Source organism: Thalassospira australica (assembly GCF_000763295.1).
In the GTDB taxonomy this organism is placed as follows: Bacteria; Pseudomonadota; Alphaproteobacteria; order Rhodospirillales; family Thalassospiraceae; genus Thalassospira; species Thalassospira australica.
In genome coordinates this window covers 151,968-171,363 of sequence record NZ_JRJE01000003.1, presented here as the reverse complement: position 1 = coordinate 171,363, position 19,396 = coordinate 151,968, and the positions used below count along the sequence as shown (strand labels likewise).

Sequence of the window (19,396 nt, the reverse complement as noted above, 5' to 3'; positions counted from 1 at the left end):
TGGGGTCCGTGATGGACATCATGCGCCTGCCGTCTTTGGGCGCAAATCGGGCTGAAACAAGGGAAATTCATGAACCATAGAATGCTGCGCCGTGCCATTCTCGCTGGCGGGATTGCCATTCTCGCTGTGGTCAGTTTCGGTAATCCGCACCGTCATATTGCCGATCTGTTCTGGCCGGATGATGCTGCACCCTGGGAACATGTTACAGCGGTTTACACCCCCGATGTGACCCGACCCACCCGGGTTGATATTTCCGAGGCCGTCTTTGACGATCTTGATGCCTGCCAAGGCTACGTCATGGAACAAGCTGCCAAACAGGGTGACCCCAACCTTGAAAAAGGCCGGTTTGAATGCGCAATAGGCTTTTATGCCGACAAGGATGATGGCACGGGCGGTGAATATCGCCTGATCGTCAAATAACCAGCCGTTTTGGTATTCTGCTGTTTACAGAACATACCAAAGCAGCGCGGGCAGGGCGATGGCCGCAAGGAAGCTTGAGCTGATCACAACACCGGCGACTTCTTCTGGGTCGCGGTTATAAAGCTGCGCAAACAGATAACAGAACACCGCAACCGGCATCGAGCATTGCAAGATCACAACGCCGCGCTCAATCCCCGTAAGCCCCATGACTTCCGACAGGCCAAGACCAACGCCAAACCCCATGCCAAGGCGCAGCACACTTAACGCCGTGCTGCGCGCAAGGCTGACCGGGCGCAGCTTCGCAAGGGATACACCCAGCGTAAACAGCATCAGCGGAATGGTCAGTTGGCCGATCAGGTTGGTGGTGTTGTAAAGCCATTCCGGAACCGGCGTTTCCGTTGCCAAAAATCCCGTGGCAATCAGGGTTGCCGGAATGATCGGCATTTTCGCAAGTGACCGGATCGAAAAACTGCCCGACACAAAGGCAACCCCGACGGTGAGTTGGATCACCACATAGGCGGCAAAGAACGCCACCGACAAGGCAAGGCCTTCCTGCCCGTAGGCCAGCATACAAAGCGGCAAGCCGACATTGCCAACATTGGGCCAGGTCAGTGATTGCAGATATGTTCGGGGCGACAGCTTGAATACCTTCAGGATCGGCCAGCCGATCAGAACGAAAATCACATTCGCCGCAAGCGCTGCCGTCCCCATCGAAATCAGCGTATCACCCCCCAGTTCCACCGTGGCAAGTGCCGCAAAGGTCAGGCAGGGGGTTGCGAAATAGGTGACAATCGATGTGACAAGGTTGGTGTCAAAATGTTTGCCGGCCCGGGCCCAGAAATAACCCAGTCCGGTGGTAATGAAAACCGGGGCCAGAATGGCAAAAATATCGGCAAACATAAGACAGAATTCCTTGAGGTGTTCTTTTGTGTGGCGTGTTTGAACAGAAATTGTCACGTCATCTGGTGGCTCTGCAAGCGAATAATGGTATTACCACTTTGTTTTCCGCGCTGCGGAATGATTGATAGCGGCTTGTGAAGCCTTGCTATTTGGCATGTGAATACGCCATTCTTGGCAAAATTCGATAACACAAAGGTCATTCATGGCTGGGCAAACCAACACAAACGTCAAACGCCATCTGATTGATCCGGCGCCACGATTTCGCGATCAACGCAATCTTGTTCCTGCGGTGTTTCTGGATCGTGATGGCGTCATCAACGAAGAAGTCCATTATCTTGCCGATGTTGCCGATCTCAAACTGATTGCCGGGGCCGGGGATGCCATTCACCGTCTGAATGCTGCGGGCATTCCGGTCATTGTCGTGACCAATCAATCGGGCGTTGCGCGCGGTTACCTTGACGAAGACCAGCTGCTTGTCATCCACAAGGCACTGGCAACACTGCTTGGCGATCATAACGCATCGGTGCAGGGGATCTATTATTCGCCCTATCATCCCGATGGGGTGGGCGACTATGCACGTCAAAGCGATTGCCGCAAACCCGGTGCCGGCATGTTGCACGCTGCGGCACAGGATTTTGCCATCAGCCTTCGCGAAAGCGTGCTTGTCGGGGATCGCATCAATGACATCCGCGCAGGTCACACGGCAGGAACGCGCACGATCATGGTCAAAACCGGCCACGGTGCCCGCGAAACAACCCTGCCAGAGGCAACTGAAGCCGACTTTATTGCCGATGACCTAAGTGCTGCTGTCGATCATATCCTGTCGGAAATGTTCTAACCGGGAATGCGCAGGATATCGCCCGGACAACGCATTAGGGGTTCTCACGGCACCAGTTCTGCCACATCTCGCGGCAGGCCTCTTCGAATTCGGCTGCAACGGCAGGCGGGTGGAAGGCCCTGCTGCCCCGGATGCGTTCACGCATGTTTTCGCGAATACTGGCCAGCGCCTTAAGGTCGGATGCCAGCATCACGCATTTATCGACATATCCCTTTTCGGTCTCGGCCGCCAATGCGCCAAGCCCGATATCCCCCAGTAACGCAAGGCCAAGTCGCGACCCCGGCCGGTCATTGGCAAGCGATACAAACGGAATGCCAAACCACAGCATCTCGAAATAGTTTTCAAGGCTGATGGCCGGGAACGGTGCCAGTCCGATATCAATCTGCGCATACAGGGCCGCACGGTCTTCTGTTTTCACCTTACCGGCAAGATCAAGACGGTCGCGTTTGATCCCGGCTTGGCGGGCACGATCAAGAAACACTTTTGCCCCATATGAATCTTCAAGCACATCATCCTGAATGACGATGCGGCTGTTTTTGACCTTGTTGAGGATACGGGCAAAGCAATTCAGCGTTTCGTTGCTGATATTGGCCAACCGGTCAATGCAGCCAAACCGGATGATTTCCGTGCCAACCGCCGCCGGAAGCGGTGCCACGGGCAATGCGTCATCCAGTTCAATTGGCAAATACGGCCCAATCGCTAGCGGCTGAGGCCGTTCTGAAAACATTTTGTTGCTGACAGAACTGCCGCTGAACACATCCTTATGCCCGATCAGGTAATCCATCTCGGCGATGCCGGTGGTGATCGCCGATAAGCTTGCCTGCACCGGGGCGGCCTTAAGTGCGAAAACCTCAATCGGTTGGGTTGGGTGTGCTCCGCACGGATCAATCAGGATATCAACCTTGTCCTTGCGGATGCGATCAGCGATCTGCATCGGGTCCTGTCCGCACACCTCACGCCATCCATCGGCCATCACTTGCCATGACCGTGTCACGTCATCAGGTCGTGGTGTGGCCGAATATAAAAACAGCTCGATCTCATGGCGGTTCAGGTGGCGGGCGAGTGCGGCCAAAATCTTGTAAGACGGATGTTCACAGAAAAAGGGTGACAACCACCCGATCCGAAGCCGTTTATCGGCTTGCCTGCTGTTGGCAAACTCCGGTTTTGCCGCGATTGGCAGATGGTGTTTTGCCCATTCCTTGGCGGCCTTGGCGTGGCTGGTGCCTTCAATGCTGGCAAGTTTGGCCTTGGCCCGGATCAAAAGCGCATCTGCAGTAGCATTGCCCGGCGATGTCTTAAGCAACGCTTCAAGCGTCTCGATGGTGGCGACAAGATCACCGCATTTAAGCGTGATATCCGCCAGAACCATGTCGATATCATCGGTATCCTTGGTCAGGCGGCGCGCTGTTTTCAAAAGCGCAATCGCCTTGGCATACTGCCCTTGATGGGCAAGGGATTGCCCAAGTCCACGCAAACCCGGCACATATTTGGCATCGATGCTAAGTGCGCGCTGAAAAAGATCTTGTGCCGTCTTCGGATAGCCAAGGCGCAGCAGCGAAATGCCAACCCGGCAAATCAGTTCAGGCGAAATTCCGGCGGCTTCGGCCGCATGTTCCAGCGACATCAGGGCGGCTTCTTCCTGCCCCAGATCATGAAGCGCCTGCCCAAACAGCAACAACCCCTCGTAATGATTTGGCTTTAACCCCAGCAAACGGCCCAAAAGATCAACCGCCTGCCCAAGATGGCCACGCGGGATTTCAAGGCGGGCCAGATGATAAAGGGCGGTGGGAAAGTCGCCGTGATAGCTGATGGCCTGTTTGAACTGGTCAATCGCCTTGTCAATCTGGCCGGTGCTTTCCAGCGCAATCGCATAGTTGCATCGAACGGCCGGATTGGCCGCGTAACTTTTCAGGCAGCTTTCAAACAGATCAAGCGCTTCGCCGTGGCGACCAAGGCCGGTCAGAAGGGTGGCAAGAAGATGCTCCACTTCCGCATTGCCCGGTGAAAGATCAAGGGCAGCGCGATAAATCTTTTCGGCTTCTTGCGGGCGGTTGCCCTCATGCGCAGTTAGTCCACGTCGCAACAGTGTCTTGAGTTGGTCGGACATGGATGGTTGTTTCTCCGCCTTGGTAACTGATGCTTTGGACATTAAAGGGTTCGGCAGATCCTTTAAAGCATCCAGTTGCGTTTGGCGTGATAAGTTCAGAAAATTCAGACAAAAAAAGCCCCGAACCTTCGACCGGTCCGGGGCGAGAATGGGAGTGGGAGAATCGCCTGGCGGCGATAATCACCCATAGAATATGTAGTGTTTGGTTAGCAGTCGCCTATGCAATGGGATAGGTTTTTGGGTATTTGGAGTAGGTCCGACGGGACAGGGCGCAAAAACATGTGACCTCTGTCACAAAAACACACCTTTTGACTGGCACAATGTGATTTTCATGCAAATTCCAAGGGGAGAGCATCGTTGTAAAAAACAATGCCGCGTAGCAATCGTACCCATTGACGGAATTTGGCGAAATTTTCAGGCAAAAAACTGTCAAACTGCGCGAATACTGTGCTAGAACGCACCCATATAAGTAGGGTCAGGCCCGTGGGCCTTCGCCTGAAAGAAACGCACACCGCGAAGTAAGAGAGGTTCCTTCCATGCCGGAATATCGGTCCCGTACAACAACACATGGCCGCAACATGGCTGGTGCGCGCGGCCTTTGGCGCGCCACTGGCATGACAGACGAAGATTTTGACAAGCCGATCATTGCGGTCGTTAACAGCTTCACCCAGTTCGTGCCCGGCCACGTCCACCTCAAGGACCTTGGTCAGATGGTCGCCCGCGAGATCGAGGCATCTGGCGGTGTCGCCAAGGAATTCAACACCATCGCCGTTGATGACGGTATCGCCATGGGCCACGACGGTATGCTCTACAGCCTGCCGTCGCGTGAAATCATTGCCGATTCCGTTGAATATATGGTCAATGCCCATTGTGCCGATGCAATGGTCTGCATTTCCAACTGTGACAAGATCACGCCCGGCATGCTGATGGCTGCCATGCGCCTTAACGTTCCGTGCGTGTTTGTCTCCGGTGGCCCGATGGAGGCCGGCAAGGTCACCATCGAAGGCAAGGAACATCACCTTGATCTGGTTGATGCCATGGTTCAGGCCGCTGACCCGAACGTTTCTGACGAACAGGTCCTTGAAGTCGAACGTTCTGCCTGCCCGACCTGTGGGTCTTGCTCTGGCATGTTTACGGCCAACTCGATGAACTGTCTCGCAGAGGCACTTGGTCTGGCCCTTCCGGGCAATGGTTCGGTTCTGGCGACCCACGGTGCGCGTAAGGAACTGTTCCTTGAAGCAGCCCGTACCTCGGTCAAGCTGGCGCGTCGTTATTACGAAGAAGAAGACATTGGCGCGACCCCGCGTGGTATCGCAACCTTTGAGGCGTTTGAAAACGCCATGGCGCTTGATATTGCCATGGGCGGCTCGACCAACACGGTCTTGCACCTGCTGGCGATTGCCAAGGAAGCCGAAGTCGACTTCACCATGACTGATATGGACCGCCTGTCGCGCAAGATCCCGTATCTTTCCAAAGTTGCGCCGAACCATCCGATGTTCCACATGGAAGACGTCCATCGTGCCGGTGGTATCATGCGTATCCTTGGTGAACTTGATCGTGCAGGCCTGCTGCACACCGATGTTTCGACCGTGCATGCCAAAACCATGGCCGATGCCCTTGAAAAATGGGACATCAAACGCACCACCAACGAAGCTGTCCAGAAGTTCTTCCGTGCGATGCCCGGCGGCGTACCGTCCCAGACCGCGTTCAGTCAGGAACGCTATTGGGATGAGCTTGATCTTGATGAAAAAGAAGGCTGCATACGGGATGTCGAACACGCCTATAGCAAAGATGGCGGTCTTGCGGTCCTGTTTGGCAATTTGGCGGCTAATGGCTGTGTGGTCAAAACCGGCGGTGTGGATGAAAGCATCCTGAAATTCACCGGCCCGGCCGTGATCTGCGAAAGTCAGGACGAAGCGGTTGCCAAGGTTCTGGGCGGCGAGGTCAAGGAAGGCGACGTTGTTGTCATCCGTTACGAAGGCCCGAAAGGCGGTCCGGGGATGCAGGAAATGCTGTATCCGACCAGCTACCTGAAATCGATGGGGCTGGGCAAGGCCTGTGCACTGATCACCGATGGCCGCTTCTCGGGCGGGACATCGGGTCTTTCGATCGGTCACGTATCACCCGAAGCTGCGGCTGGTGGTGATATCGCTTTGGTCGAGCCGGGTGATACCATCGAAATCGATATCCCCAACCGCACGATCAAAATTGCCATCGATGATGCAGAGCTTGCAGCCCGTCGCAAGGCAATGGAGGCCAAAGGCCCCGAAGCATGGCGTCCGGCCAAGCCGCGCAAGCGTAAGGTCACAACGGCCCTTCGCGCTTATGCCGCCATGGCAACCAGTGCCGATCAGGGCGCGGTCCGCGATGTAACGCAGGTCGAATTCTGATCCAAATCGAACATGACGAAAATGGGCGCCTGATGGCGCCCATTTTTGGTTGTATGTTGGCGATGTTCAGGCCAAGGCTTTTTCGATTGGCAAATGGTCATAGCCAAGCGCATCGGCAACGGCCTTATAGGTGACCTTGCCGTCATGAACATTGAGGCCCTCGGCCAGATGCGGATCATCCTTGCACGCCTGTTTCCACCCCTTGTTGGCCAGGGCAAGCGCAAAGGGCAGGGTGGCATTATTCAGCGCAAAGGTTGATGTACGGGCAACTGCACCAGGCATGTTCGCCACACAGTAATGCACAACATCATCAACGATATAAATCGGGTCGGCATGGGTGGTTGCCTTGGATGTTTCAAAACATCCGCCCTGATCAATCGCCACATCGACAATCACCGATCCGGGTTTCATGCGCGAAAGCTGTTCTTTGCGGATCAGCTTGGGTGCTGCTGCGCCGGGCACAAGCACCGCACCAACCACCATGTCGGCCTCATAGACCAGTGCTTCGGTGTCATCGATGGTGGCATATTGGGTCTTGATACGTGGGCCAAACAGATCATCAAGATACGTCAGGCGTTTGACGTTTTTATCAAGGATCGTCACATCCGCGCCCATCCCCGCAGCAATCCGTGCGGCGTTGGTGCCAACAACCCCGCCGCCAATGACAATGACCTTGGCCGGGGCTACGCCGGGCACGCCACCCAGCAACATGCCGCGTCCGCCATTGGCTTTTTGAAGGGCGCTCGCACCAACCTGCGGGGCCATGCGTCCGGCCACTTCCGACATGGGCGCCAACAGCGGCAGGCCACCATTGCGATCGGTAACCGTCTCATAGGCAATTGCCGTCGCACCGGATTTGACAAGACCTGCGGTCTGGTCCGGGTCCGGGGCCAGATGCAAATAGGTAAACAGCAACTGGCCGGGACGGAGTTGTTCGTATTCGACTTTTTGCGGTTCCTTGACCTTGATGATCATTTCCGCAGTGGCAAAGATATCTGATGCGTTCGCGGCGATGCTGGCACCTGCCGCAACATAATCCTCATCGGCAAAGCCAACGCCCGAACCGGCCATGGTTTCGACCTGAACCTTGTGGCCGTGTTCTACAAGTTCGCGAACCGAGCTTGGCGTCAGTCCGACGCGGTATTCATGGTTTTTGATTTCCTTTGGAACACCAATCAGCATGTCGTTTCCTCCCGACAATAAACAGTGGCAATCGGGGTCTCTCCGCGGCGTTTCCGGGGATTCCCGGGCAGTATATGCCTCTTTTATCATTTTTTTGAATTATACCCTAAAAATTGGGCAATTAATCTTCAATTCAAGAGGGTTTTAGTGGTATCATTGCTAGATAATTCAACAGAACATAGCTTAAGTCGGAGGATTGTGCGAATGGAGATGGACGAACGTGATCGGATGATTCTGCGTTTGCTGCAGAAAGATGGCCGTATCAGCAATGCGGAACTGGCTGAAAAGGTGAACCTTTCGGCCTCTGCCTGTTTGCGCCGTGTGAGGCTTCTCGAAGAGGCAGGCTTTATCGATCATTACACCATGCTTCTCAATCCGGCACGGATCGGCAAGCCGGGCAACGCATTCGTAAATATTGCAATTACCCGTCAAACCCGCGAAGCACTGGAAACTTTTGAAAAGGAAATTCAAAAGGTTCCGGAAGTTGTCGAATGTTATTTGCTGGCCGGGCAAAGCGACTATTTGGTGCATGTCGTGTATAGCGACACAGCAGATTATGAACGCATCCACAGCGAAGTTCTGACCCAACTGCCCGGCGTTGAACGGGTTCAGACCGTCATCACGCTGCGCGAAGTCAAACGCACAACAGAACTTCCGGTCTGACCACCGGGTGCGCGAATCGGCCCAAAAACTGTACGATTTTACGAAAATTGATCAATTTGCTATACTGTGGTTGATCTTATGTGACCGCAATTCATCTAAAGGCTCTGGCATTCAGGTGGAAAAATCCATGAAATTTCAATGCTTCATGAATTTTGTCCATTTATTCCAACCCCGCAGTTTGACTTTTAGGTGAATTAAAATGCAATAATATGCCCGGGGAAAAACGCTGGGGGAATATAATCAAATGGAACAAGACAATCTTGTTCGCGCTCGAAGTCATGAGCAGAAACTACAACGTCGCGCCGATATTCTGGATGCTGCAAGAGAACTGTATCTGGAAGGCGATGGAACTTTGCCATCAGCCGCCGAAGTCGCACGCAAGGCCAATCTGGCAAAAGGCACGCTCTATCTTTATTTCTCAAGCAAGGAAGCATTATTTCTCGAAGTGCTGCGCCACTTTCAGAAAGGCTGGTTTGAGAACAATCTCGACATTATCGATCAGGAAGCCCTGCGTCGGCCCGAAGAACGGGATTCAACCCGTGTGGCCCGCCAGTTTGTGCAATATCTGGTCAAGAACGAGAAATTCCTTTACCTCGCGTCGCTCTCGCAAGGTGTTCTGGAATCCGGTTCGGATGATGAGCTGGTCGTTAATCAGCGACGTTTTCTGGCATCCATGGTCAAACGAACCGCCGATGCCCTGGCCGAGCTTTATGAAATCACACCCGACGATGCCAGCAAGCTGATGCGCTCTTCCTATGCGCTGGTGCTTGGTCTTTGGCAAATGTCACAGTTGCCCGACCGCGTGAAAAAGCTCATGGAGCAGAACGCGCTCAACAATCTGATCGTTGATTTCGAAGAAGCCGCCGAAGAAGCCGTGGTATCCTATTGGCAGGTCTCAGCCCCGGGCATGAAATGCCGGGAAATGATGCGTCGTGCCGCCGAAGGTAACTGCTAAGGTCAAATCGACAATCACAGTCTTTCGCCGACAAACGAAAACAGCGCCGGATGGAATGTCCGGCGCTGTTTTCGTTTTGCGATGCTTGGTGTCTGTCTACGGTTGCGGCTCTGTCCCGGCTGCGGCCCGGCTGCGCATCCGCTCGGATCGCAGGATCATCAGGCTGGCGATGATGATCATCACCGATACCGTCAGGATGATCAGGGTCGCCAACGCATTGATTTCCGGCGATACGCCAAGGCGCACCGACGAGAATACCTTCATCGGAAGGGTCGTTGACCCCGGACCGGCGACAAAGCTTGCAATCACAAGATCATCAAGCGACAGGGTAAAGGACAAAAGCCACCCGGCCAGCAGTGCGGGCAGGATCATCGGAAGCGTGATGACAAAGAAGATCTTGGCGGGCTTTGCCCCCAGATCCATTGCCGCTTCCTCGACCGAGGTATCCATCCCCGACAGGCGCGATTGCACGACAACCGCGACATAGGCCGCGCAGAATGTTGTATGCGCAATCGTGATGGTCGAAAGCCCGCGTCCGGCAGGCCAGCCGATCATTTGCTCCAGCGTCACAAACAGCAACAGTAACGACAGACCGGTAATGACTTCGGGCATCACAAGCGGGGCGGCAATCATCCCCGAAAACAGGGTGCGTCCCTTAAATCGGCCAAAGCGTGACATCACAAGCCCTGCGGGCGTACCAAGGGCCAGTGCCAATGTTGCCGACATCACCCCGATGCGCAGGCTGTTCCAGGCGGCATCAATCATGCCGTCATTAGAAAACAGCGACACATACCATTTGGTCGAAAAACCCGCCCAGACGGTCACCAGTTTGCCTTCGTTAAACGAATAGATGATGACAAGCAGGATCGGCACATACAAAAACGCAAAGCCGAACACCAGGGCGGAAATCAGGAAGGTTGACCGTTTGTTGCTCATTGCTGGCCTTCCTCCTGTTTGGTCTGGATATGCTGGAACCACATGATCGGCACGACAAGGAAGATCAGCATCGCAATCGCCACTGCCGATGCAATTGGCCAGTCACGGTTGGCAAAGAATTCATTCCAAAGCGTGCGTCCGATCATCAATGTATTCGGACCGCCCAGAAGTTCCGGGATGACAAATTCACCGACGGCGGGAATGAACACCAAAAGCGATCCGGCCAGAATGCCGGGCATCGACAGCGGCAATGTCACCTTGGCAAAGGCCTGCCAGGGCTTGCAACCAAGATCAAGGGCGGCTTCCACAAGACTGACATCCATCTTTTCCAGCGTCGAATACAGCGGCAGGATCATGAACGGCAAATAGGTGTAAACAATGCCGACATAGACGGCGAATTCGGTCTGGCGCATGATCAGCGGTTCGGAAATAATCCCGGTCCACAGCAAAAATGCATTGATCAGGCCTTCGCGGTCCAGAATGCCGATCCAGGCATAGACACGGATCAGAAAACTGGTCCAGAACGGCAAAATCACCATCATCAAAAGCACACTGCGCATCGACCCTTGCGCCCGGGCAATGCCATAGGCCATCGGATAGCCGATCAAAAGCGTGATGATGGTCGATATCGCGGCAATCCGGATGGAATTAAGGTAGGCCGTGGCATAAAGGCTGTCGGATAAAAGGAACAGATAGTTCCCGAAATTCACCGTGATGGTGATGCCTTCTTCAATCCATGAAAACAGCGGCGTATAAGGCGGCTGCGCATATTCGGCCATGGAAAAGCTGATCTTGAGAACGATCAGAAACGGCACAAGGAAGAATAAAAACAGCCAGAAATACGGGATGCCAATCACAAGCACCCGGCCATGTTTGATCATCCAGCGATCAAAACGTTGTTTAAGGGTAAGGGAACGCTCTTGCTTGTCACTGCTCATTTGTTCAGAACCGAAGCAGCCCCGGCCTCCCACGATACCCAGACATTGTCTTCCCACGTGTAGCGCGGCTCGATCTGGCGGGTGGAGTTCGGCTCTGTGACCTTGATGCGAAGCCCGCTTGCAAGGCGCACGTGATAGGTCGAAATCCCGCCAAGATAACCGATCTCCTCGACCTTGCCCGCAACGCAGTTGTATTTGCTTTCTTCCGGGGCTTCCTTGGTGATCCGCAGGCGTTCGGGGCGAAGCGCTGCCCAGAATGTCATGCCCTGATGGCCCTGAACGGCGTGATCAATATAGATATCGCACCCGGCTTCTTCGGATTTGATGACGGCGTATTTTTCATCGTCATCAACCAGAACGCCTTCGATCAGATTGACCTGACCCAGGAAGTTCGCGGTATAGCGGCTGTTGGGATATTCATAAAGCTCAAACGGGGTGCCGATCTGGTTGATCACTCCTTCATTCATCACGGCAATGCGCGATGCCATGGTCATGGCTTCTTCCTGATCGTGGGTCACCATGACAAATGTGGTGCCGACTTTTTCCTGAATATTGACCAGTTCGAACTGTGTCTGTTCGCGCAGTTTCTTGTCCAGTGCGCCAAGCGGTTCATCAAGCAACAGCACCTTTGGCCGTTTGATCAAGGATCGGGCAAGCGCAACACGTTGGCGCTGACCACCCGAAAGCTGATGGGGTTTGCGCTTGGCGAACTTGCTCATCTGAACAAGGCCAAGCATCTCGGCCACCTGCTGCTTGATCTCGCTGCGCGAAACGCCATCCTGGACAAGGCCGAAGGCAACGTTTTGTTCAACACTCATATGCGGGAAAAGTGCATAGGACTGGAACATCATGTTGGTCGGGCGTTCATAGGCCGGAACACCTGCCATATCGACGCCATCAATGAAAATCTTACCCGATGTCGGCTCTTCAAACCCGGCCAGCATCCGCAGCAATGTCGTCTTGCCGCAGCCCGATCCGCCCAAAAGGGCGAAAAGTTCGTGGCGATAGATATCAAGGGAAACATCATCAACGGCGTAGAAGTCGCCGAACTTCTTGGTCACATTCTCAAAGCGGATATAGGGAACCGCATCTGGATTGTTCCAAGGTTGCGTCTTGTGCACGTCCTCATGCGCGTCCTCCAAAACCGCCTCTGACACCAGCATTCTCCCCTTGTTCTCAATGTCGCGATAAACCAACGATATCAGACAACAGTCCCTGATGACCTGCGGCGCAATCCTTGTGTGCTGTGCCTGCGCTGATATCCCGGTTCGTTCTGATTAACAGGATGAAGCAAATCTACAATCTGTAAAGAGGGGTGTGCGATATTTTGAACAATCATCACCAAATGAACCAAAAAACGGCAGAAGAAGACCCTTGGGTGTTCAGAAAATGTGCATTATTCGATGTCGGGAATAAGGTGGGGCGCGATGTTGTGCGGGGTCTGCTGCACACATTTGTACGAGTCACGCGTGGCAGGATGTCAAACGCAAAAGAGGCGCGAAATAAATCGCGCCTCCTGGATCAGATCAAAGGCTGGCAATCGGTACGGATTGCTTATTGGCCGGTTTTAAGCTTGGTCCACGCACGGGTTCGCGTGCGCAGAAGGCGTGAGTCCGGCTCGACTTTCGAACGCAGGCGTTCTTTGACTTCCTGGGGCGGGTAGATGCCCGGATCGTTCAGCAGTTCTTCGTCTACCAGTTCCAGCGCTGCCAGGTTCGGCGTTGCATAGGCAACATAGTTGGCGATGTCTGCTTCGACTTCCGGGCGCAACACATAGTCGATGAACTTGTGTGCCAGTTCCGGGTTCGGGGCATCTTCCGGGATCATCATCGCATCAAACCAGATCAGCGTGCCTTCCTTCGGGATGACGTATTTGATCTCGTTGCCGTTGCCTGCCTCGTCAGCACGAAGTGCTGCCATGCCGACATCGCCCGACCAGCCGACAGAAACACAGGTGTTCCCGTTTGCAAGGTCGTTGATGTACTGCGAGCTATGGAAATAGGTCACATACGGACGCACTTTGTCGAGCTGCGCAAACGCGCTTTCGATTGTTTCCTTGGTCGGTGCGCCTGCGGGCGAGTCACCAAGATAGAAGTTCACAAGCGGGACCATCTCGCCCGGATCATCCAGGAACGAAAGACCGCATTTCGACAGCGGCTCGGCATATTTCGGATCAAAGATCATCGCCCAGCTATCGACCGGCGCGTCCTCACCGAGAACTTCTTTTACCTTGGCAACGTTATAGCCAAAGCCGTTCGTGCCCCAGAAGTACGGCACGGCATATTTGTTATCCGGGTCGTATTTGGCCTGCTGTTCAAGAATGACCGGATCAAGGTTGCCATAGTTTGACAGCTTCGATTTATCGATCGGCTGGAAGATTTTGGCTCTGATCAGGCGTTCGGCATCGGCCAAGGTCGGAACGACAATGTCATAGCCGGAATTGCCCGCCAGAAGCTTGGCTTCAACAACCTGGTTGCTGTCATAGACGTCATAGTTGACCTTGACGCCATATTCCTTTTCGAAGTTCGCAACCGTTTCCTCGCCGATATAATCCGACCAGTTGTAGATGTTGAGAACTTCCTGCGCTGATGCGCTGCTGGCAAAGCCTGCAAGGGCTGTTGCAACCGCGACCAAGCTGGTGGTTTTTAGAAGTGTTTTCATTGCGCTGAGCCTCCCATGTGGCAGCGTTTGAATGTTCGTCGGTTCTGTTGTTTGCGCCCCCCAGAACCCGGGGATGATGGCGATATCCTTCGAGTGCTTCGCGATATTGTCAAATAGAAGATGGAAAAATGTGCATTTTTCGCATTAAGTCGAAATTTGTACATTTAACATGCAATATTTTTGCGCCGGACGGCAAGATCCGGCGCAAAACCGTCACGCGTGATCTAGACGTTCAGCAACAGGTGCTCTCGTTCCCATGCACTGATCACGGTCTGATAAGCATCCCATTCCGCTTCCTTCACCGCGATGACAGCAGCGGCAAATTCCTCCCCCAGAAGCTCTTTTAGCTGCTTGCACCGATGGAACTTTGCCAGTGCTTCGTGGATGTGACGCGGCAGGGAATGCGCCCGATCATAGCCCGACCCTTCAATCGGGGCGGTGGCATCGACTTCTTCGATGATGCCCAAAAGACCACAGGCAAGCGATGCGGCAACCGCCAGATACGGGTTGGCATCGGCCCCCGGCAGACGGTTTTCAATCCGGCGTGCGGCGGGCGGGCCATTGGGTTGGCGCAGGCCAACGGTGCGGTTGTCCAGCGACCAGTGCATGTTGATCGGGGCATCCGACCAGGGCTGCAAACGGCGATAGCTGTTCATGTTCGGTGCCAGAAGCGGCATGGCAGCAGGCAAATAGCGCTGCAAGCCACCGATATAGTTCAGGAACATTTTCGAATTGTCGCCGTTGTCATCAGCAAACAGGTTCTTGCCGGTTTTGATGTCCAGCAGGCTCTGATGAATATGCATCGAGCTTCCCGGCAGATTGCCCATCGGCTTGGCCATGAACGTGCCATAGACCCCGTGTTTTAGCGCTGTCTCGCGCAGGGTGCGCTTGAACAGGAATGCCTGATCGGCCAATTCAAGCGGATCGCCGTGGTTAAAGTTCATTTCAAGCTGGGCCGGACCCGACTCGTGGCTCATGGTATCGGCGTCGATATTCATGGCCTCGCAATAGTCATACAGGTCTTCAATCAGCGGGTCGAACTCGTTGATGGCATCAATGCCAAAGGCGTTTGATGCCCGCTCCGGGCGGCCGGAACGGCCAATTGGCGGCTCAAGCGGATTGTCCGGATCGGTGTTTTTGGCGACCAGATAAAACTCAAGCTCCGGGGCGATAACCGGCTTCATGCCGCGTTCTTCAAACGCCTTGAGAACGCGCCTTAAAACCCCGCGCGGGGACGTTGAAACTTCCTCGCCGGAAAAATGGAAGCAGTCGCAAATGATCTGTGCCGTCGGCTCTTCATACCAGGGGACAACGCGCACGGTTTCCGGGTCGGGAACCATGACGACATCCTTTTCTGCCGGATCAAGGAATGCATCGGTTTCCTCGGGGTATCCGCCGGTCACCGTCAGGCAGAAAATTGCTTCGGGGATGGCAAGGCTTTTGGCCTCCAGCCCCTTTAGGAATTTCTGCGTTGGCAGGACCTTGCCCCGCGCTACGCCGGACATGTCAGGAACAATGCATTCGACTTCTTCGATTTTTCGCTCAGATAGCCACGTCTTGAGATCGGTGCTCATATGTAGTCGGGCGCTTTCACGCCAGTCCTTCAAAATTGCATTTTCTTGCGTTTTTCGGGCCATTCCCGACAAAATTCACAAGAAAGGATGTTGGTCTTCGAAGAGTGTTGTATTTAATTTTCTTATTGCCTTATTTTTTCGAATTATAGACGGAATATTGGGTGGATCGTCGAATATATCGTTTCATATCTCTGGAACGATCCCACCATATTGCGCTATAGTCCCACCACAATATTAAGGGCACCGTTTGGATGCTGGTCAAGGAGGTATTATGAAAATCGAACATCCCTATCTTATGTTTCTTGGTGACGCGCCGGACGAACTGGCGGCAAAAACCGCAATCGGCATCAAGCAATGGCGCCCGGAATGGTGCGTCGGTCAGCTCAGCCTGCCGAACTGCAAGGCAGATCTCGGTCTTCCGGAAATGACGATCGCCGAAGCCAAGGCAGCTGGCGTTAAAACCCTGGTTCTTGGTGTTGCCAACCGTGGTGGCATTATCGGCCCGGCATGGATGGAAACCTTGCTGGCTGCCATTGATGCCGGCATGGACATCGCCAATGGTCTGCACACCCGTCTTTCGACAATCCCCGAACTTGTCGAGGCAGCCAAGGCCAAGGGCGTAAATCTGTTTGACGTACGTCACTTCGACGGCAAAGTACCGGTCGGTAATGGCGAAAAACGTTCTGGCAAGCGCGTTCTGGCCGTTGGTACCGACTGTTCGGTCGGTAAGATGTACACCGCTCTGGCCATTGATGCCGAGTTCAAAAAACGCGGCATCAAATCCGATTTCCGTGCAACCGGCCAGACCGGTATCTTCATCGCCGGCGAAGGCATCTCGGTTGATGCGGTGATTTCCGACTTTATTTCGGGGGCGGTTGAAACCATTGCACCGGCCAATGATCCTGATCACTGGGATGTCATGGAAGGGCAGGGCAGCCTGTTCCACGCATCGTTTGCCGGTGTTTCCATGGGTCTGATCCACGGATCCCAGCCCGACGCGCTTATCGTTTGCCATGAACCAACCCGCGAACATATGCGCGGTCTGCCGGGCTACAAGCTGCCGGATCTGAAAACCTGCCTTGAAGTTAACCTGCAGCACGCCAAGCTCACCAACCCGGCCTGCAAGGTTGTCGGTTTTGCCGTCAACACCAAGGCGCTTGATGACGCAGCTGCAACCAAACTTCTGGCTGATATCGAAGCCGAATTCGGTCTTCCGGCGGTTGACCCGGTTCGGACCGGTGTGGCGTCCATCGTCGATAAACTGCAGGAGATTTAAGTTGCCAAAACTCAATGTGGTATCCGAGGTCTTCCCGCTCGCGCAGGTTTTTAAAATCTCGCGCGGTGCCCGGACCGAGGCGCATGTGGTCAAGGTAACCCTGACAGAAGGTGAAAATACCGGGTACGGGGAATGCGTTCCCTATGCCCGGTACGGCGAAACGGTGGAAGGCGTCATTGCCGACATCGAAGCGCAGGCCGATGCACTTGCGCGTGGCATGACCCGCAAGGAACTTCAGGATGCCATGAAGGCAGGGGCGGCGCGCAATGCGGTTGACTGTGCCTATTGGGATCTTGAAGCCAAGCGCACAGGGCGTCGTGTCTGGGAAATGATCGGGCACAAGGCACCCGAAGGTCTGATTACGGCTGAAACGCTGTCGATTGATACCCCCGATAACATGCGTGAAGCCGCCCGCAAGATCGCCCATGCGCCGCTGCTTAAGGTCAAACTCAATGGCGAAAACGTCCTTGAGTCGGTCCGCGCCGTGCGCGAAGGGTCGCCAAAGGCGCGCATCATTGTTGATGCCAACGAAGCCTGGTCACTTGATCTGCTCGAAGATATCGGTGCCGAACTTGATGGTCTGGGTGTGGAGATGATCGAACAACCACTCCCTGCCGGGCAGGATGATGGTCTGATCGATATCGATTGCCCGGTTCTTCTGTGCGCGGACGAGTCGGTTCACACGATGGCGGATATCCCGCGTCTGGCCAATCTCTATGACATGATCAACATCAAGCTCGACAAGACCGGTGGCCTTACCGGCGCGCTTGAATTGGCCGAGGCCGCATCTAAGGCAGGCATGCAACTGATGACCGGCTGCATGGTCGGAACGTCTCTTGCCATGGCGCCGGCGATGATTCCCGGTGCGATGTCGCGGATTGTCGATCTCGATGGTCCGATCTGGATGGCCAAGGACCGTGAAAATGCATTGACCTTCACCAATGGTGTGATGGGATTGCCTGATCGCGATTTGTGGGGCTGATCGAAGCTTTTTGCTGCGCAAGCAATGACTTGGCAAATGAGTCGGCAAAATGATTTGGAACGGCGCGTCGGATTCCCGGCGCGCCGTTTCCTTTTTGCGGGACGAAACTCATGGTTTTGCAGCTATTGGTAGCATCGCTATAGGTGGTTGCGTTCTTTTTACGGGAAATTGCCTAGAGGCAATTATGAATTTTTTGTTTATCAATCAATAGTTTGCCGAAGTGCCCTTGTTTAAGAGGGGCTTTTTTGGCGGCGAAACTGATTGCGCCACCCCTAATGTATAGTTGTGTATTTTCGTAATTAAGGGAAAGTTAAACGATTGGAAGTTGGGCGGGGATGTCTCCGCATATCAAGTGGTTGGAGCAAATCCGCGTGAAAACAAGTCCTCTCAAAAATGGCAACCTGCCCGTAAGGGGTTTTCGGTGTTGCTATCGGGACTTTCTCTACACGCCCCGTCATGCCGAACTGATGCATTTGCGCCGCAAGGAATCGATCCAGCTTTCTGCACGGTTTGCTGCCTTGTTCGTGCTTGTCCTTATGTTTGCGGCCCCGTTCTGGGATGGTTCTTTTGCCGCAGACATGTGGTTTTCCCAAACGTCGATAATGCGCCTTCTTGTCGCCGGTGTCGCTCTTGCCGTGGTTTTGAACCGTGCGGTCAGTGCGCGCTGGAACCGCCGGACACCATATCTTTCGATGGTGATGCTGATCATTGCTGCAAGCTTGCTGTGCGGGTTTGGCAGTCATGATGTATTGGCGTCAGACCGGATGCAAACGACAAACAGTGTGCTGGTTCTGGGGCTTGTCGTGATGATTGCCATCATGCCTGTCACGCTGGCCGAGGCGGCCCTTCTGGCATTCCCGCTTGTGGGCTTGCTGCTGGTCGGGGGGCAATCCGGGCTTTCGACCGGGGCGATTCCGCTGGAGATGCTGTTGACGGTGTTGCTGCCGCTCGCGCTGTTTTCTGCCTTGGTGCAGTTGTATCGCACCATTGCTGCGGCCCACGAAATTGCCATTGATCCGCTGACCGGGTGCTATACCCGTGCCTTTGGCATGGAAATGATTCGGGTCAGCTTTGATGGTGCTTTGCGCAAGAACGTCCCTTATACCGTGGCCTTCATTGATCTTGATGACTTCAAACAGATCAATGACCGTTATGGGCACGATTACGGTGATCGCATCCTGGGCGAGGTTGGCGGCAATCTGGTGCAGCGGTTCCGTCGCTCTGATCTTGTCGTGCGCTGGGGCGGGGAAGAATTTCTGATCCTGTTGCCCGAACTCGACAGCGTCAAGGCGACAGAGGTGCTTGAACGCGTCATGGCACCCGGTCTGGCCCAGCTCGAAGACGGTCAGGTCCAAAAAGCCAGTGTCGGCCTGTCAGAACGGATCGAAGATGCCATTTCCCTGCCGCAAAACCTGATTGATCTTGCTGATCAGCGCATGTACGAGGCCAAAAAACGCAGCGACCATGACGATATGATCGCCAAAGGTTACTCTGGGCAGAAATCCCCGGCGCGCACCAAGATTCCAGGTGCGGCGAAGTCGAAATCGGCGGATCAGGCTGCGAATTAAATCGCC

The 19,396-nt window shown here is 54.3% G+C and carries 16 protein-coding genes; 8 read left to right on the top strand and 8 right to left on the bottom strand.

Translation table 11 applies throughout. The features are described 5' to 3' along the window. Positions 1-69: 69 nt before the first annotated feature. On the top strand, positions 70-420 hold the full coding sequence (locus tag JF44_RS0102485) for a hypothetical protein (RefSeq protein WP_156111569.1): 351 nt from the start codon (positions 70-72) through the stop codon (positions 418-420). Between the two features lie 24 nt (positions 421-444). On the opposite strand, the gene JF44_RS0102480 is transcribed toward JF44_RS0102485, so the two are convergent. Then, the gene (locus JF44_RS0102480) at positions 445-1,320 is read right to left on the bottom strand and encodes an AEC family transporter (RefSeq protein WP_033067355.1); all 876 of its coding nucleotides are present in this window, start codon (positions 1,318-1,320) and stop codon (positions 445-447) included. A 202-nt stretch (positions 1,321-1,522) separates the two neighbouring features. Between JF44_RS0102480 and JF44_RS0102475 the strand changes: the two genes are divergently transcribed. Further along, positions 1,523-2,158: a D-glycero-alpha-D-manno-heptose-1,7-bisphosphate 7-phosphatase gene (locus tag JF44_RS0102475; RefSeq protein WP_052065383.1), complete on the top strand. Its 636-nt coding sequence runs from the start codon at positions 1,523-1,525 to the stop codon at positions 2,156-2,158. Positions 2,159-2,192: 34 nt separating this feature from the next. Here JF44_RS0102475 and JF44_RS0102470 read toward each other — a convergent pair whose 3' ends face one another. Continuing rightward, on the bottom strand, positions 2,193-4,265 hold the full coding sequence (locus tag JF44_RS0102470; RefSeq protein ID WP_033067437.1) for an O-linked N-acetylglucosamine transferase, SPINDLY family protein: 2,073 nt from the start codon (positions 4,263-4,265) through the stop codon (positions 2,193-2,195). A gap of 536 nt (positions 4,266-4,801) precedes the next feature. Between JF44_RS0102470 and ilvD the strand changes: the two genes are divergently transcribed. Further along, on the top strand, positions 4,802-6,655 hold the full coding sequence (ilvD, locus tag JF44_RS0102465; protein ID WP_033067354.1) for a dihydroxy-acid dehydratase: 1,854 nt from the start codon (positions 4,802-4,804) through the stop codon (positions 6,653-6,655). Positions 6,656-6,721: 66 nt separating this feature from the next. Here ilvD and ald read toward each other — a convergent pair whose 3' ends face one another. Beyond that, positions 6,722-7,837, bottom strand: coding sequence for an alanine dehydrogenase (gene ald, locus JF44_RS0102460; RefSeq protein WP_033067353.1), 1,116 nt, complete (start codon positions 7,835-7,837; stop codon positions 6,722-6,724). Between the two features lie 204 nt (positions 7,838-8,041). Between ald and JF44_RS0102455 the strand changes: the two genes are divergently transcribed. Continuing rightward, positions 8,042-8,500, top strand: a complete 459-nt coding sequence (locus tag JF44_RS0102455; protein ID WP_033067352.1) for an Lrp/AsnC family transcriptional regulator — start codon at positions 8,042-8,044, stop codon at positions 8,498-8,500. 244 nt (positions 8,501-8,744) lie between these two features. Beyond that, a complete protein-coding gene (locus JF44_RS0102450; protein ID WP_033067351.1) occupies positions 8,745-9,455 on the top strand; it encodes a TetR/AcrR family transcriptional regulator in 711 nt (236 codons plus the stop codon). 96 nt (positions 9,456-9,551) lie between these two features. On the opposite strand, the gene JF44_RS0102445 is transcribed toward JF44_RS0102450, so the two are convergent. From JF44_RS0102445 to JF44_RS0102425, 5 genes are all read right to left on the bottom strand, one after another. Then, entirely contained in the window at positions 9,552-10,391 is an 840-nt protein-coding gene (locus JF44_RS0102445; RefSeq protein WP_033067350.1) for an ABC transporter permease subunit, read from the bottom strand. Then, positions 10,388-11,329: an ABC transporter permease subunit gene (locus tag JF44_RS0102440; protein ID WP_033067349.1), complete on the bottom strand. Its 942-nt coding sequence runs from the start codon at positions 11,327-11,329 to the stop codon at positions 10,388-10,390. The genes JF44_RS0102445 and JF44_RS0102440 overlap by 4 nt, the downstream gene beginning before the upstream one ends. Further along, positions 11,326-12,492, bottom strand: coding sequence for an ABC transporter ATP-binding protein (locus JF44_RS0102435; protein ID WP_033067348.1), 1,167 nt, complete (start codon positions 12,490-12,492; stop codon positions 11,326-11,328). Before JF44_RS0102435 ends, JF44_RS0102440 begins: the two co-directional genes overlap by 4 nt. Before the next feature lie 391 nt (positions 12,493-12,883). Further along, positions 12,884-13,990 (bottom strand): polyamine ABC transporter substrate-binding protein, encoded by a 1,107-nt coding sequence (locus tag JF44_RS0102430; protein WP_033067347.1) that lies wholly within the window; start codon positions 13,988-13,990, stop codon positions 12,884-12,886. Between the two features lie 224 nt (positions 13,991-14,214). Further along, positions 14,215-15,564 carry a glutamine synthetase family protein gene (locus JF44_RS0102425; RefSeq protein ID WP_033067436.1) on the bottom strand — a complete coding sequence of 450 codons (1,350 nt, stop codon included), beginning with the start codon at positions 15,562-15,564 and terminating at the stop codon, positions 14,215-14,217. Positions 15,565-15,835: 271 nt separating this feature from the next. Between JF44_RS0102425 and dgcN the strand changes: the two genes are divergently transcribed. The 3 genes from dgcN to JF44_RS0102410 all read left to right on the top strand — a co-directional run bounded on the left by dgcN (position 15,836) and on the right by JF44_RS0102410 (position 19,390). Continuing rightward, positions 15,836-16,840: an N-acetyltransferase DgcN gene (gene dgcN / locus JF44_RS0102420; RefSeq protein WP_033067346.1), complete on the top strand. Its 1,005-nt coding sequence runs from the start codon at positions 15,836-15,838 to the stop codon at positions 16,838-16,840. A gap of 1 nt (position 16,841) precedes the next feature. Further along, positions 16,842-17,822: an N-acetyl-D-Glu racemase DgcA gene (gene dgcA / locus JF44_RS0102415; RefSeq protein ID WP_033067345.1), complete on the top strand. Its 981-nt coding sequence runs from the start codon at positions 16,842-16,844 to the stop codon at positions 17,820-17,822. A gap of 371 nt (positions 17,823-18,193) precedes the next feature. Next, on the top strand, positions 18,194-19,390 hold the full coding sequence (locus JF44_RS0102410) for a GGDEF domain-containing protein (protein ID WP_081944315.1): 1,197 nt from the start codon (positions 18,194-18,196) through the stop codon (positions 19,388-19,390). Positions 19,391-19,396 lie beyond the last annotated feature (6 nt).

What these genes read in the sequence shown, in the direction of transcription:
- JF44_RS0102485 (WP_156111569.1), top strand. Translation starts at nt 70, where the DNA reads ATGAACCATAGAATGCTGCGCCGTGCCATTCTCGCTGGCGGGATTGCC.
- JF44_RS0102480 (WP_033067355.1), bottom strand. Translation starts at nt 1,320, where the DNA reads ATGTTTGCCGATATTTTTGCCATTCTGGCCCCGGTTTTCATTACCACC.
- JF44_RS0102475 (WP_052065383.1), top strand. Translation starts at nt 1,523, where the DNA reads ATGGCTGGGCAAACCAACACAAACGTCAAACGCCATCTGATTGATCCG.
- JF44_RS0102470 (WP_033067437.1), bottom strand. Translation starts at nt 4,265, where the DNA reads ATGTCCGACCAACTCAAGACACTGTTGCGACGTGGACTAACTGCGCAT.
- ilvD (WP_033067354.1), top strand. Translation starts at nt 4,802, where the DNA reads ATGCCGGAATATCGGTCCCGTACAACAACACATGGCCGCAACATGGCT.
- ald (WP_033067353.1), bottom strand. Translation starts at nt 7,837, where the DNA reads ATGCTGATTGGTGTTCCAAAGGAAATCAAAAACCATGAATACCGCGTC.
- JF44_RS0102455 (WP_033067352.1), top strand. Translation starts at nt 8,042, where the DNA reads ATGGAGATGGACGAACGTGATCGGATGATTCTGCGTTTGCTGCAGAAA.
- JF44_RS0102450 (WP_033067351.1), top strand. Translation starts at nt 8,745, where the DNA reads ATGGAACAAGACAATCTTGTTCGCGCTCGAAGTCATGAGCAGAAACTA.
- JF44_RS0102445 (WP_033067350.1), bottom strand. Translation starts at nt 10,391, where the DNA reads ATGAGCAACAAACGGTCAACCTTCCTGATTTCCGCCCTGGTGTTCGGC.
- JF44_RS0102440 (WP_033067349.1), bottom strand. Translation starts at nt 11,329, where the DNA reads ATGAGCAGTGACAAGCAAGAGCGTTCCCTTACCCTTAAACAACGTTTT.
- JF44_RS0102435 (WP_033067348.1), bottom strand. Translation starts at nt 12,492, where the DNA reads ATGCTGGTGTCAGAGGCGGTTTTGGAGGACGCGCATGAGGACGTGCAC.
- JF44_RS0102430 (WP_033067347.1), bottom strand. Translation starts at nt 13,990, where the DNA reads ATGAAAACACTTCTAAAAACCACCAGCTTGGTCGCGGTTGCAACAGCC.
- JF44_RS0102425 (WP_033067436.1), bottom strand. Translation starts at nt 15,564, where the DNA reads ATGAGCACCGATCTCAAGACGTGGCTATCTGAGCGAAAAATCGAAGAA.
- dgcN (WP_033067346.1), top strand. Translation starts at nt 15,836, where the DNA reads ATGAAAATCGAACATCCCTATCTTATGTTTCTTGGTGACGCGCCGGAC.